Annotated in this window: 13 protein-coding genes; 5 read left to right on the forward strand and 8 right to left on the reverse strand. The window is 65.6% G+C overall.

Features of this window, described 5'->3' with window-relative positions; genetic code table 11:
* Window positions 1-4: 4 nt before the first annotated feature.
* Window positions 5-1,117: a diguanylate cyclase domain-containing protein gene (locus ACNKU3_RS10800; protein WP_418259476.1), complete on the reverse strand. Its 1,113-nt coding sequence runs from the start codon at window positions 1,115-1,117 to the stop codon at window positions 5-7.
* 111 nt (window positions 1,118-1,228) lie between these two features.
* On the opposite strand from ACNKU3_RS10800, the gene ACNKU3_RS10805 reads away from it, so the two are divergent.
* Together ACNKU3_RS10805 and ACNKU3_RS10810 are read left to right on the forward strand one after the other, a co-directional pair.
* Window positions 1,229-1,537 (forward strand): YkoF family thiamine/hydroxymethylpyrimidine-binding protein, encoded by a 309-nt coding sequence (locus tag ACNKU3_RS10805; protein ID WP_418259477.1) that lies wholly within the window; start codon window positions 1,229-1,231, stop codon window positions 1,535-1,537.
* Complete coding sequence (locus tag ACNKU3_RS10810) at window positions 1,498-2,412, forward strand: choline kinase family protein (RefSeq protein WP_418259478.1); 915 nt, start codon at window positions 1,498-1,500, stop codon at window positions 2,410-2,412. The genes ACNKU3_RS10805 and ACNKU3_RS10810 overlap by 40 nt, the downstream gene beginning before the upstream one ends.
* Window positions 2,413-2,420: 8 nt before the next feature.
* Here ACNKU3_RS10810 and ACNKU3_RS10815 read toward each other — a convergent pair whose 3' ends face one another.
* Window positions 2,421-2,903: a YajQ family cyclic di-GMP-binding protein gene (locus tag ACNKU3_RS10815; RefSeq protein WP_418259479.1), complete on the reverse strand. Its 483-nt coding sequence runs from the start codon at window positions 2,901-2,903 to the stop codon at window positions 2,421-2,423.
* Between the two features lie 83 nt (window positions 2,904-2,986).
* Between ACNKU3_RS10815 and ACNKU3_RS10820 the strand changes: the two genes are divergently transcribed.
* On the forward strand, window positions 2,987-3,919 hold the full coding sequence (locus ACNKU3_RS10820) for a ketopantoate reductase family protein (protein ID WP_418259480.1): 933 nt from the start codon (window positions 2,987-2,989) through the stop codon (window positions 3,917-3,919).
* On the opposite strand, the gene ACNKU3_RS10825 is transcribed toward ACNKU3_RS10820, so the two are convergent.
* The 4 genes from ACNKU3_RS10825 to ampD all read right to left on the reverse strand — a co-directional run bounded on the left by ACNKU3_RS10825 (window position 3,908) and on the right by ampD (window position 8,349).
* A complete protein-coding gene (locus ACNKU3_RS10825; RefSeq protein WP_418259992.1) occupies window positions 3,908-5,314 on the reverse strand; it encodes a serine/threonine-protein kinase in 1,407 nt (468 codons plus the stop codon). The genes ACNKU3_RS10820 and ACNKU3_RS10825 overlap by 12 nt on opposite strands.
* Before the next feature lie 6 nt (window positions 5,315-5,320).
* The gene (locus ACNKU3_RS10830; RefSeq protein WP_418259481.1) at window positions 5,321-6,874 is read right to left on the reverse strand and encodes a sigma 54-interacting transcriptional regulator; all 1,554 of its coding nucleotides are present in this window, start codon (window positions 6,872-6,874) and stop codon (window positions 5,321-5,323) included.
* 63 nt (window positions 6,875-6,937) lie between these two features.
* A complete protein-coding gene (gene ampE, locus ACNKU3_RS10835) occupies window positions 6,938-7,768 on the reverse strand; it encodes a regulatory signaling modulator protein AmpE (RefSeq protein ID WP_418259482.1) in 831 nt (276 codons plus the stop codon).
* A complete protein-coding gene (ampD, locus tag ACNKU3_RS10840; protein WP_418259483.1) occupies window positions 7,765-8,349 on the reverse strand; it encodes a 1,6-anhydro-N-acetylmuramyl-L-alanine amidase AmpD in 585 nt (194 codons plus the stop codon). The genes ampE and ampD overlap by 4 nt, the downstream gene beginning before the upstream one ends.
* A gap of 169 nt (window positions 8,350-8,518) precedes the next feature.
* Here ampD and nadC point away from each other — a divergent pair, with 169 nt between their 5' ends.
* Window positions 8,519-9,367 carry a carboxylating nicotinate-nucleotide diphosphorylase gene (gene nadC, locus ACNKU3_RS10845; RefSeq protein ID WP_418259484.1) on the forward strand — a complete coding sequence of 283 codons (849 nt, stop codon included), beginning with the start codon at window positions 8,519-8,521 and terminating at the stop codon, window positions 9,365-9,367.
* Between the two features lie 87 nt (window positions 9,368-9,454).
* Here nadC and rraA read toward each other — a convergent pair whose 3' ends face one another.
* Window positions 9,455-9,934: a ribonuclease E activity regulator RraA gene (rraA, locus tag ACNKU3_RS10850; RefSeq protein WP_418259485.1), complete on the reverse strand. Its 480-nt coding sequence runs from the start codon at window positions 9,932-9,934 to the stop codon at window positions 9,455-9,457.
* 18 nt (window positions 9,935-9,952) lie between these two features.
* The gene (locus tag ACNKU3_RS10855; RefSeq protein WP_418259486.1) at window positions 9,953-11,722 is read right to left on the reverse strand and encodes an acyl-CoA dehydrogenase; all 1,770 of its coding nucleotides are present in this window, start codon (window positions 11,720-11,722) and stop codon (window positions 9,953-9,955) included.
* Between the two features lie 152 nt (window positions 11,723-11,874).
* Between ACNKU3_RS10855 and ACNKU3_RS10860 the strand changes: the two genes are divergently transcribed.
* The gene (locus ACNKU3_RS10860) at window positions 11,875-12,831 is read left to right on the forward strand and encodes a LysR family transcriptional regulator (protein ID WP_418259487.1); all 957 of its coding nucleotides are present in this window, start codon (window positions 11,875-11,877) and stop codon (window positions 12,829-12,831) included.
* Window positions 12,832-13,064: the final 233 nt, after the last annotated feature.

Below are 13,064 nucleotides of genomic sequence, written 5' to 3' on the forward strand. Positions count from 1 at the left end.
TACTTCAGACCAGCAGGGGAGCGAGACGCGAAACAGCGGTGCAGTTGCCGCCCCTCGCGCGCGCATCGCCCAGCGCTTTCTTGCTTACCGTTTCTATCTGTTTTGCCAACTGCTCCATATCCACAGCGGGGTAGTGCTGCGGCTCCCAGGTGACCATGCCGACACTGAGGGTAACCTGCAGCACTGCGCCGCGACCGTCGTCGATGGCGAAGTCGTCGATATCCTGGCGGATACGCTCGGCGATGTCTTCGCCGCGGGACTCATTGCAGGCTGGCAGGAGCACCGCCAGGCGGGCCCGCGCCAGCCGCGCCAGCATGTCGGTGGCACGCAGGTCGGAGGAGATACGCTCGGCGACTTTCTTCAATACGAAATGACCGCGCACCTCGCCGTAGTGATCGTGCAGTTCGTCATACTCATCGACGTCGATGAGCAGCACGCTGACCGGCTGGTTGGCGCGCCGTGCCCGGGCAATTTCCCGCGCGATGTCGCGCTCGAAGCCGCGCAGGTTGGAAATTCGCGTAAGGGGGTCGAGCAGCGTTAGCTGGGTCACCTGCTGGTGGAGGATGGCGCGGGAAAGACAGCGGGCGATCAACAGTGACAGGTGCGCGAGGAGGTCTTCTTCCTCGTCACCGAAGGCCAGGCTGTTTTCCTCCATACCGATATGCAGGCTGCCGAGCAGCCGCCCATCAACGAGCAAAGGTAACAGCAGGGCCTGGTCGATACCACGCTCGAATTTCAGCACCTCGAACATGCGGGAATCGGTGGCGTCGATCAACTGGATATCGGGCTCCAACGGATAGAGTTCCTGCATCTCAAAGGCGTCGCGATGCAGTTGCAGATAGGGCCCGTAGCGCTCGCCGCCGACGATCAGTTCAGCCAGTGACTCCTCCGGATCCAGCAGCCACAGTTCGGCAATCCGGAAGCCGTAATGCCGCGGCAGGCTGACCAGCAGCACTTCGAGAAGCCCCTGCATGCTGTCGGGTTCAAGCAGCATGTGCTCCATCTGCAAGGTTTGCAGGTAGAGATACCGATTGACCGAGACTTGTTCTGCCAGCCGTCTCGCGTGAAATTCAACACTGGAACGAGCCGGAGGAGCGCCTTCTATTTCTTCTTGCATAAAACCACCGCGGCGGTTTTCGTTTCCCATCGGCAGGCCTTTCTGACCGGGGCGGGTTCCATCCCGCAAGTGCTAAGGTTGGCTAGGCAGTTTAGGCTTCCTATAATCCCGATGCAATACACCCTTCGCCCCCGGCATACACGCAACACCATGGGAGTCGCCATCGTGAAACTCACCGCCGAACTCAGCCTTTATCCACTGCAGGACAATTACATCGGAATCATCAAGGATTTTATCGAATCCGCCCGCAGCTCTCCGGATGTGACCTTGATTACCAATGCCATGAGCACCCAGGTCTGCGGCGAATGGGATACCGTTTTCGACCTGGTCAACACCTGTCTGCGGCGCAGTCACGAGCAACACGGCAAACAGGTCCTGGTATGCAAGCTGATACCCGGCGAGCTCGACATCGCCCGGTGACCGCCCACGATACCCGAACTGCGGAGCACCGCCTGGGCAAGGCGCTCGGCCAGTGGCAGCACTGGCAAACCAGCTCACCGCCGGGTGCAGCACCGGAGGTCGAACAGGCGCTCGACGGCGGGCTGAGTAATTTCAATTTCCTGGTGCACAGTGCCGGGCAACGCTTTGTGGTGCGCATTGACGGCGTGCACCCCGGCCGGCACGGCCTCAGTCGCTCGGCGGAGTGGCAGATTCTGCGTTCGGCCTGGCGTGCCGGCATCGCCCCGGAACCCTGTTATTTCAATCCGGAACTGGGTGTACTGGTCTGCCGCTACCTGCCCGCAGACACGCTACAGGCCCACTCACTTGCCGATCTCGCAATACTGTTGCGCTGTATTCACGCCCTGCCCGCGCGCCACTACCGACTGGATCTCGCCGAACGGGTAGCGCGCTACCACGGCCAGTTGCGGCACGGGGACCTTCCCGCACTTCCTGCCGGTCACCTGCACGCCATCGAGCACTGCCTCGCGCAATCCAGCGGCCACGCGCGCCGGGTGCTCTGCCACAACGACCTCATCGCCGCCAACCTGCTGCGCAGCGGCGGCAGGCTGTATGCGCTGGACTGGGAATACAGTGCGATGGGCGACCCCTGGTTCGACCTCGCCGGCGCGGCGCTCGGCCAGGACCTGGCCGCGGGGGAGGACACGGATTTTCTCGGCCACTACCTGGGGGCTTCGCCTGATCCGGCGCAGCGCGCGGCCCTGCAGGGTCGCCGCGTCCTGTGCCGCTATATCGAGCTGTTGTGGTACCTGCTGGAAGCGCCGGAAAGTGACGCCAGCGCGGTACTGGCGCTGCGCCTGCCCCTGCTGGAGCAGGAACTCGCCCGGCTCACCTGATTGCGAGACTAGTCGCGGAAATTGGTGAACTGCAGGGGCGCTTCGAATTCGGCCTCGCGCAGCAGCGCGATCACCTGTTGCAGGTCGTCGCGCTTCTTGCCGGTGACCCGGACCTGGTCGCCCTGAATCTGCGCCTGGACCTTGAGCTTGCTGTCCTTGATGCGCTTGACGAGTGACTTGCACTGGGCGGAGTCCAGCCCGTGCTTGAGCACCACAGTCTGTTTCACCAGCTTGCCCGACGTAACCGGATCGCCGATGTCCATGGCGGCGGGGTCGATATCGCACTTGATCAAGGCACTGCGCAGCATGTCCTCCATCTGCACCACCTGGAACTCCGCCTCCGCGTGCATGACCACGGTGCGCTCCTCGCGCTCGAAACCCGCGTCCACTCCCTTGAAGTCAAACCGGTTGGTAACAATACGGCCGGCCTGGTCGACCGCGTTGGTCAGCTGGTGCAGGTCCACTTCCGATACGATGTCGAATGATGGCATAGTGTTTTTTCCTCATAACTGGCGCAGGGCAAGGGCAACATGGTAATCCGCCACAGGCTTTTTTCAATGCGGAACCGCAAGCCTTGACCGCGCGGCACTGGCACATCCTGGGCGCGGGAGCGATGGGCTGCCTGCTGGCCGCCCGCCTGCGCGCCGCCGGCCGCCCGGTCACCCTGCTCCTGCGCGACCCGCCGGCCTCCGCGAACGGGATCGTTAGCGTTGAATCCGCGACGCAGCGGCACGACTTTGACGTGCACCTCGGCGCGGCCGAGCAGCCGGGCGCGATCCGGCACCTGCTGGTGGCCACCAAGGCGCCGCAGATTGTAGCGGCGCTGCAGCAGGTTGCGCATCGCCTGCAGGAAGATACGCAGTTGGTCCTGGCCGCCAACGGCATGGGCTATATCGAGGCGGCGCTCGCCGCCAGCGGCGTCAACAGCCTGTACTGCTGCACGACCACCGAGGGCGCCTACCGCATCGGCGCGTTGCACATCCGCCACGCCGGCCACGGCCAGACCCTGTTCGGGCACAGCGGCGGCGGCAGCCCGCCGGACTGGTACCAGGACTGGCAGGCCACCGACCTGCAATGCGCCTGGCTGGACCCTATCGAACCCGCCCTGTGGCATAAACTGGCGATCAACTGCGCCATCAACCCCCTGACCGCCGAGCATCGCTGCCCCAATGGCGCGCTGGTCGAGCAGCCGGCGCTGCGCCGGCAGATGCTGGAACTGTGCGCGGAGATCAGCGCGGTGAGCCTCGCTGCAGGCTACCCGCAAACCGCGGCGCAGATCGAGGCGGATGCGCTGGAGGTGGCCCGCAAGACCGCCCACAACCGCTCATCCATGCTGCAGGATGTCCTCGCAGGCAGGGCGACCGAGATTGACTTCATCACCGGCCACCTGCTGCAGGTAGCGCGGCGACGGGGCGTGGCCACCCCGCACAACACTGCGCTGTACCAGCGCATCAAGCACCTGGAGCGCGGTGCGCCGGCGGCGGGTCCAGCGCCCTCAGGGGAATAGCGCCGCGGTACTGTCGCGCACCACCGCCTCCCAGTCCCGCCGCGGCAGCTCCGGCGGAATCAGCGCGTGCTGGTAGCGAAAGCCCTCGCCATCGCGCCGGGAGACAAAAAACAGGCAGACCACTTCGCTGCAACGCAAACTGCTACTGATGACGATCTGTGGCGCCCGGCCCGCCAGTTCCACGAAGTAGTATTTCGGCTCCGCCTGGCCGCTCACATGAATCGGGCCGATACGCGATTCCACCGCCGACTGCACCGCCTGCATCAGCCAGCGCTGGCCGAAATCATCGACGTCGGACGGCACTTGCGGCGCCACGATTTCCGGGGCTTCGAAATGTACCCGCCGGGGCAGGTGCAGGGTGGCGAGTTCAAACACTATCGCGGCCAGCAGCGGCATGGCCGTGACCACCAGCAACCGGGTACTCAGGCGCAAACGCTGGAATTTCTGCAGCCAGGACTCCAGGCCCCGCCGCACCAGCCGGGAACGGCCATGCTTGCGCAGGTCCCCCGGTATGTTTGGCGGAATTTCGGCTTCGGTCTCCGGACGAAAATACGCCTCGGCCTGGCGCACCAGGGCATCTGCCGGGGAGAGCGGAAAATCGCGTTTCGCAGCGCGCAGCAAACTGCGCACCCGGTGCATATCCCGCGGGCGTTGCTCCGGATCCTGTTGCAATAGTTCACCCAGCAGCAACGCCAGGGCCCGCGGAACCACCTCGCCACCCGGATGAACCGTCGCCAGTGCGGGCGTATCAGCGTGCAGCAGGCGCTCACTGTCGGGCACGCCGTCGCTGGCGAAGGGGTGTTCTCCGCTGAGCAGGCGGAACAGCAGGCAGCCCAGGCAGAACAGGTCACTGCGCTGGTCCGCCGGCATGCCGCGCAATTGTTCCGGCGCTATCGCCGCGGGACTGCCCGCGCTGCCGCCATCGACACCCGCCTCCCGGGCAATACCGAAGTCCGCCAGTTTCAGCCGCCCCTCCCGGGTTACCAGCACATTGCCCGCCTTGAGATCTCCGTGCACGAGCTTTTCCTGGCGAGCGGCGTCGAGCGCGGCCGCCAGGTCGATGCCCACCCGGATCACCGCGGGAACGGACAGTCGCTCGCGCCCGATCAACTCCTCCAGGTCGCAGCCCGGGACGTATTCCATCACGATAGCCAGGAAACCCCGCGACTCGATAATGTCGTAAATCTGGACGATGCGGGTGTCGCTGATTTTTGCGGCCTTGCGCGCCTCGGCCAGGGCCCGGCGGCGCTGCTGCCGGCTACCGGGCATGGCGTGAATCTTGATCGCCACCTGCCGGTTCAGGCGCTGGTCGTAACCGAGGTATACACGGCCCTGGCCGCCCTCGCGGATCAGGCGGCGGATGCTGTAGGGACCAATCCGGGAATCCAGCGCCAGCGCCTCCTAAACCGGTTGACCGGCACTACGCAGGCGAGCGCGCAAAGCCGATTCGGACACCGCGAGGTGCATCGCCACGGCATGGATATCACCGCCGTTGCGCGCCAGTTCCGCGCGCAATTCATCGTCCCCGACCTGCGCCACGAGACGGAACTCCTGCGAGCTGTGTATGCGGCGGTAGACTGACTGGCGGCTCACCCCGAGCGCCTCGGCTACCGCTGCAACCTCGAACCTGCAGTGAATCATCACCTCGCGGAACTCGTCCTCGCTGACAGCGCCCAGGCGCGCCAGTGGGCCGTTCACCGGTATATCGGCAGGCACAGGTGCCGGAGCAGTCGCCGGCGCTGCAAACACCTCGCGGATTCCCGCCGGCAATGTCGGCGATGCGACCGAGGCCAACACCGTCTGGGTGGCGTAATTGACCAACTGGCGGACGTTACCCGGCCAGTGGTAGCCGAGGAAAGCGCGAAAAATCCGCGCCCAGGCGACGCTCACCTGCAGGTTGTCGCGGCAAGCGCTGAAAACAGAATCGCCGAGCCCCTCCCGGGCCGCGGCTTCGCGAATGAAATGCAGCAGCAGCTCACCAATATCCTCGGGACGTTCGCGCAGCGCCGGCAACACCAGCTCCACCGTCCCCAGCCGGTGCCGCAGGGCGGACCTGAAATTGCTGCCAGCAGTGTCGATCGGTACATCGGTCGCGGACACAATACGCAAGTCGACGCGCTTCACAACACCACCGACACACTGGATCTCCCGCTCCTGTAACGCGCGTAGCAGCAAGGGCTGAACCTCGACCGGCGTATCGCCCACCTCATCGAGAAACAGGGTGCCACCGGCCGCCTGCTGGAAATACCCCGCCTGCGCCTTCGCCGCGCCCGTGAACGCGCCTCGCGCACTGCCGAACAGGGAGGCTGCGGCCAGCGATGGGGGGATTGCCGCCATGTTGACGGCGACAAAGGGGCCCTGTGCACGACGACTGAAACGGTGAATCGCCGCCGCCACAAGCTCCTTCCCGGTGCCGGTTTCACCGCGCAGCAGGACATCGTGATCGCAGTTGGCAGCGCGGGCAATGCCCGCCCGAAGGTGCTGCATGGCGACACTGGAACCCACCAGGCCACAGTGCGGCACTTCGCCGGTTGGCGGCTTGATCTCGCTGCGCCGCAGGAGCAGGACCACCGCATGGGAGAGGGTCAGGGCCACCCCGGCGTCCAGCGCGGCATCGTCCAGGGAATGGGTCCCGAGCAGCTCCCGCCCGGCCACGCTACAGCGACTCGCCTGTTGCGGGCGGCGCAGCACCAGTCCACCTTCGACAGGATTGAACTGCAGGGCCCGGCGGCTGACATAGGGGTCGTCCAGCGCCCGCCCGGAGCTGAAACAGGGCGTATTGCGCCCGACAAGACCGCTGTCCTGGCCGGCAAGATCCAACTCCGCCCACTCGCCTATCCGGCTGCTGTCGGGGTGAAAAACAATCGTCAGGTAGTAATGAACGACAGGTTGGTAGTCCGCCGCGAATTCGCGCAGGCTGGGCAGGGTTTCATCACCCCGTTTCAAATCAGGCATTCCGCGGGCCCATCCATGGCCATATTATTTGGGTTACATAGTAACAGGGCGGTCAAGCCCGGCTCAACCGATGATCACCAACAGCGCGATCACCGCGATCCAGCACACCGCCGCCCGGCGCACCAGGGCCGCCTGCGCCTCATTCTGCAGGGCCGCGGCCTGGCCGGACAGATCCGCTTCCGCGGGCGCATTGCCCAGCGCGGCGGAGGACACCCGCCACAGCACCTGGCTGGCCGGCATGGCCGCTGACCTGCAGGCGGCCCAGGCATCGTCCACGCTGGCGGAAAAATCACCGGTCAGGGTAAAGGTTGCCGCCAGGGCGCGGGACGGCAGCCAGTCCAGCCAGTGCAGCAGCACACCGTGGCCACCCCCCTCCTCGCCCAGCAACTGGCAGAGCCGGTAGGTGAAGGCGCCCAGCGGGCCGAACACCAGGAAATAGAACAGTACCGCGAACCAGCGCTGGTAACTCTCGTAGAGGAAGGCCCGCTCGATGGCGATGTGGACCTGCTGCGCATCCTGCTCCAACTCGATAGACAGGCCCGGCAGGGCGGCCTCCGCCTCCAGCCAGGCGCCCTGGAAATCGCCGCGCCGGCAATGCCCGCGATAGCGCTCCTGCAGGGCGCTGAGCGGCAGGCGGCCAAAGCTGTAGAGCAACAAGAGTCCCGCTGCGGCTATCCAGGGCAGGCCGAACAGCACCGCGGCCAGCAGGTGCAGGGCAACACCGGCCGCCAGCACCGGAATCACCACCGCCAGCAGCAGGGCCGCATTGCCGGAAACCCCGAGCCCTGCCAGCAGGGACTGCCAGTGAGCGAACCAGCCATCGCGGCGCAGCCTGTCGCCAAAGGTGGTCAGCTGGTCGAGTACCAGCGCCAGGATCAGGGCAAGAAAGGTCACGAGGGCATCTCCTCCAGCAGGTGCGCGAGGGCGAGGCGGTAGCGGGACCAGTCGAAGGCCGGCCCCGGGTCGGTCTTGCGCTGCGGCGCGATATCGCAGTGGCCGACGATCCCGCCCCCCGCGATGCCCGGATAGGCTCGCAACAGGGCGCGGGTCACCGCGTCCAGCTCGCTATACTGTGCATCCGTGTAGGGTTCTTCATCGGTGCCTTCGAGTTCGATGCCAATGCTGAAATCGTTACAGTTCTCGCGCTCGCGGTGCCGGGATTTGCCGGCGTGCCAGGCGCGATCGAGGAAATTCACGAACTGTACGAGCTGGCCGTCGCGCCGGATCAAGAGGTGGGCGGACACTTCCAGACCGCGGATTTCAGCGAAAAACGGATGCGTGTCCCAGTCAAGGCAATTGGTAAACAACTGCTCGATACACTCCCCGCCGAACTGGCCGGGGGGCAGCGAAATATTGTGGATGACCAGCAGTTCGGGCAACTGGCCGGCCGGACGCTGGTCGTAATTCGGCGAGGGCCGGCGAGCTACGCCGCCCAGCCATCCGTCTTCAACGCTGTAGTTTTTTTCCTTCCACATGCGTTTCATAGTATGCCGAGGGGGCTGTGCGGCTCAACCGGTCGGGGGTGTTCAGGCGCGCTCCGGCGAGAGCCCCCTGGCGAGCGCCGCGCCGGGCGGGCACCGGCAGTCGTCAGCCACCCGGCGCGCTGCTACAATTCGCAGCCCCTGAAACCGCTGGACCCACGCCATGAGCCCCGCAGCACTCATCCCGCCCCCCGCCGACGTCGTCCTGGCGAACGTGCGCACCGCCCTCGCCGAAGACATCGGCGACGGCGACATCACCGCGGCACTGATCCCCGCTGGCGCGGCCGCCAGAGGCCGGGTGATCACCCGCGAGGCGGGCGTACTCTGCGGGCAGGCCTGGGTAGACGCGGTGTTTGCCGCAGTCGACCCGGCCATCCGCCTGCAGTGGCAGGCCGGTGACGGCGATAACATTTCCGCAGACCAGGTGCTGTTCACCTTCGCAGGCCCCGCGCGCGGCCTGCTCACCGGGGAGCGCAGCGCCCTCAATTTCCTGCAGCTGCTTTCCGGCACCGCGAGCACCTGCCGGCGCTACGCGGACCTGGTGCAGGGCACCGGGGTGCGCCTGCTGGATACCCGCAAGACCATTCCCGGCCTGCGCATCGCGCAGAAATACGCGGTGAGCTGCGGCGGCTGCCACAACCACCGCATCGGCCTGTACGACGCCTACCTGATCAAGGAAAACCACATCAACGCCTGCGGTGGCATCACCCAGGCGGTGGCGACGGCGCGGCGTAATGCCCCGGGCAAGCCGGTGGAGGTGGAAGTGGAATCGCTGGCGGAACTGGAGCAGGCACTGGTGGCCGCGGCCGATCGCATCATGCTGGACAATTTCAGCCTGGGCAACATGCGCGAGGCCGTGACCATGACCGCCGGTCGCGCCGAACTGGAAGCTTCGGGCAACGTCACCGATGCGACCTTGCGGCCTATCGCGGAAACCGGCGTCGACTTTATTTCCATCGGCGCCCTGACCAAGGATTGCAAGGCGCTGGACCTGTCGATGCGGCTGCTGTGAGGCGCGCGAAGGCCACTGGCAAGTAGCAGGAGACAGCGGCGCACCGAGCCTGCGCGGTGACGCGCTGCCCCAGTACGCGGTAACGCGCTACAGCAACGGCTGCGCGCTGACGATCACCCCGTTGTTGTCGGCGTAGACGTAGTCCCCGGGGTTGATGGTAACCCCGCCGAAGCTCACCGCGATGTCGCGCTGGCCCATGCCCAGTTTCTCGGTTTTCAGCGGTGTCGTGCCCAGCGCCTGCACCCCCAGGGCGGTGGCGCCGATCTCATCGACATCGCGTATCACGCCGTGGATGACCAGCCCCGCCCAGCCGTTGCGGGCCGCCTCCTCGGCGAGCATATCCCCGAGCAGCGCCCGGCGCAGGGAACCGCCGCCATCGACCACGATCACCCGCCCCTCCCCGGGCTCGGCGACGCAGGCCTTCACCAGCGAGTTGTCCTCGTGGCACTTGATGGTCACGGCGGCACCGCCGAACTGCTTGACTCCGCCAAAATTCCGCAGTTGCAGTTCGATGGCCCGCGCCCCGGGGTGTTCATCGGTAAGGTCGGGTGTGGAAATCCTGCTCATGGTCCTGGCCTCCGGCGATCAGATGCTGTCCACGGGGTAGTCCGCCAGACTGCTGCCCGCGGAGGTGGCACAGGCCGCATAACCCTGGCAGCGCGGCAGGATCTGCTCCGCGTAATAGCCCGCCGTGGCTATTTTGGTGGCATAGAAAGGGTTGTCGGAGCCGGCGCCAATCTGCCGGTGAGCCGCCAGCGCGCCGCGCGCCAGCTGCCAGCCACCGAGCAGGAAGCCGGTCTGCATCAGGTAATCGAAGGATGCGCCCAGCGCGCTGTCGACGGACTCGGCGAGTGACTGCAGGATGACTGCGGTGGAGCGCTCCTGGGCCGCCAGTGCGGTTTGCAGCGCCTGTGCGATCAGCCCCAGTCCGGCGTCACCAGTGGCTTCCAGCTCGCCGATGAATGCCGCGATCTGCGCCAGGATTGCGTTCATGGTCGCGCCGCCATCACGCCCCAGTTTGCGGGTGACGAGGTCCGCCGCCTGGATGCCGTTGGTGCCCTCGTAAATCGAGGAAATCCGCACGTCGCGGAAATACTGCGCGGCGCCGGTCTCCTCGATATAGCCCATGCCCCCGTGCACCTGTACGCCCAGCGAGGTCACTTCCTGCCCCACCTCGGTCAGCCAGGCCTTGATCACCGGGATCATCAGGTCCACCCGCGCCTGCAGGGCCGCGCGTTCCGCCTGCGGGCCGCGGTGGGCGAGGTCGAGGGTGATCGCCTCCGCGTAGGCCAGGGCGCGCATGGCCTCGATCATCGACTTCATGCTCAGCAGCATGCGCTTCACGTCCGGGTGCTGGATAATCGGCACGCCGCCCTGCACGCGCTCGCGGGCATAGGCCGCGGCCTGCTGGAAGGCGCCCTCGGCCAGGCCCAGGCCCTGCACGCCGACCTTGAGCCGCGCCTCGTTCATCATGGTGAACATGCAGGCCAGCCCGCGGTTTACCTCGCCCAGCAGGTAGCCGATGGCGCCGCCATTGTCGCCGTAGGCCATGACACAGGTCGGGCTGCCGTGGATGCCGAGCTTGTGTTCCGTGGACACGGGATAGACATCGTTGCGCTCGCCCAGGCTGCCGTCGGCGTTCACCAGGTACTTGGGCACGATAAACAGGGAGATGCCGCGGCTGCCCTCCGGTGCGTCCGGCAGCTTGGCCAGCACCAGGTGGACAATATTGTCGGTGACCTCGTGGTCGCCCCAGGTAATGAATATCTTCTGCCCGGTAATCAGGTAGTGGTCACCCTCGGGCACCGCCCGCGCCTTCATCACGCCGAGGTCGGAGCCGGCGCCGGCCTCGGTAAGGTTCATGGTGCCCATCCACTCACCGCTGTGCATTTTTTCCAGGTAAGTGGCTTTCTGCTCCTCGCTGCCGTGGGCGGCGATGGCCAGGGCCGCGCCACTGCTGAGCATCGGCGCCAGCGCCAGCGCCATGTTGGACGCGTTCCACATCTCGTGGCCGGCGGTGGAGTAGATCTCCGGCAGGCCCTGGCCACCGTAGGCCGGGTCCGCGGAGATGCCGATCCAGCCACCCTCGGCCAGCTGCCGCAGGGCTTCGTCGAAGCCCGGAGACACCGTGATCCTGCCTTCACTGCAGGTTGCGGGGTGCAGGTCGCCCTCCCGGCGCAGGGGTGCAAATACCCCGCCGGCGAGCTTGGCCGCTTCATCCAGCAGGGCCGCGCTCAACTCGGGCCCCACGCCCAGCTCATCGAAGCCCTCCAGTTCACCCAGCACACTGCCGGCTTCCAGTACCTCGTCGATCAGGAATGCCATGTCCTCGACGGGGGCGCGATACGTTGTCATCTCGGGTTACCTCTCTGCTGTGGCTGGTCCGCAGTCACTGTTGTCTGTTTGCATGCACGCACCGTGCCTGAAAACCGGCGCGAGGGCCGGTCTGTAATACCTGGGATTAATAGGCTAGTATTTTTCATTCATCCGGTGAATACGATACTGCCATGAACCTCAACCGCATCGATCTCAACCTGCTGGTCTACCTCGACGCCCTGCTGCGGGAGCGCAATGTGACACAGGCCGCCCACCAGCTCAACCTCAGCCAGCCGGCCATGAGCAACGGCCTGCGCCGCCTGCGGGACCTGTTCGACGACCCCCTGCTGGTCCGCACCAGCGAGGGCATGACCCCCACCGAGCGGGCCCTGGAACTGGAACCCCTGGTGCGCGAGGTCCTCACCAATATCGAGCGCGCGGTGCAGCCGCGCTCGGAATTTGAACCGGAAGAGGCGCGCCGGGTATTTCGCATCATGGCCAGCGACTACGCCGAGGCCACACTGTTCCCGGCGGTGCTCGCCAAGCTCCGTGGCGTGGCCCCGGGTATCACCCTGGACATTATGACACCCTCGGACGTCAGCTTCCTCGATGTGGAGCGCGGCAAGGTGGACATGGTAATCAATCGCTTCGACTCCATGCCCCAGTCATTCCACCAGATTCTGCTGTGGAAGGACAGTTTCTCCTGTGTTCTCAATGCCGAGCATCCCATGCTGGAGGACTTTTCCCTGGAAAACTACCTTGCCGCGGACCACGTCTGGGTGAGTAAAACCGGGATGGGCGTGGGTGTAGGCGTCAATCCGGACGACGTCCAGCGTCTGGGATGGGTGGATGTGGCCCTCAACAAGCTGGGCAAGAAACGGCAGATACGGGTGTTCACCCGCCACTACCAGGCGGCGATGACACTGGCGGAACAGAACGACCTGATCGTAACCCTGCCGACCCGGGCGGCACTGCTGAAACGCAACAACCCGCGGGTGGTGTTGCGCGAGCCGCCACTGGATATTCCGCCGCTGGAGCTGAAAATGGCCTGGTCGCCCCTGCTGCAGCACAACCCGGCCAATCGCTGGATTCGCAAGCTGGTGACGGATACGGCGCGGGAACTGGACGGGCAGGCGCCCACCCTCTAGCTGCCTGCTTGTGCAGGATCCCGGTGCGCTGGCGACACCAGCGCCGGACGGGCACAGGTATCCCGGTAGCAGGAATCTCCCGCGGCTGCGGGAGATGCCGCTCCCCGGCCACCGAGCGCAAAAATTCACACCAATGATGCCAGTGATAAAAGCGATAAATTAGCTAAATCTCACCCCGACTCCTAGAATCCGCAAAATCCGTCGCGCCATGCGACTATCGCCCAGAGCCAGAC

The organism is Haliea sp. E17 (genome assembly GCF_048323675.1).
Lineage (GTDB): Bacteria > Pseudomonadota > Gammaproteobacteria > Pseudomonadales > Halieaceae > Mangrovimicrobium.

Coding starts and splice junctions, on each gene's coding strand:
- ACNKU3_RS10800 (WP_418259476.1), bottom strand. CDS start 1,117: ATGCAAGAAGAAATAGAAGGCGCTCCTCCGGCTCGTTCCAGTGTTGAA.
- ACNKU3_RS10805 (WP_418259477.1), top strand. CDS start 1,229: ATGCAATACACCCTTCGCCCCCGGCATACACGCAACACCATGGGAGTC.
- ACNKU3_RS10810 (WP_418259478.1), top strand. CDS start 1,498: ATGCAAGCTGATACCCGGCGAGCTCGACATCGCCCGGTGACCGCCCAC.
- ACNKU3_RS10815 (WP_418259479.1), bottom strand. CDS start 2,903: ATGCCATCATTCGACATCGTATCGGAAGTGGACCTGCACCAGCTGACC.
- ACNKU3_RS10830 (WP_418259481.1), bottom strand. CDS start 6,874: ATGCCTGATTTGAAACGGGGTGATGAAACCCTGCCCAGCCTGCGCGAA.
- ampD (WP_418259483.1), bottom strand. CDS start 8,349: ATGTGGAAGGAAAAAAACTACAGCGTTGAAGACGGATGGCTGGGCGGC.
- nadC (WP_418259484.1), top strand. CDS start 8,519: ATGAGCCCCGCAGCACTCATCCCGCCCCCCGCCGACGTCGTCCTGGCG.
- rraA (WP_418259485.1), bottom strand. CDS start 9,934: ATGAGCAGGATTTCCACACCCGACCTTACCGATGAACACCCCGGGGCG.
- ACNKU3_RS10855 (WP_418259486.1), bottom strand. CDS start 11,722: ATGACAACGTATCGCGCCCCCGTCGAGGACATGGCATTCCTGATCGAC.
- ACNKU3_RS10860 (WP_418259487.1), top strand. CDS start 11,875: ATGAACCTCAACCGCATCGATCTCAACCTGCTGGTCTACCTCGACGCC.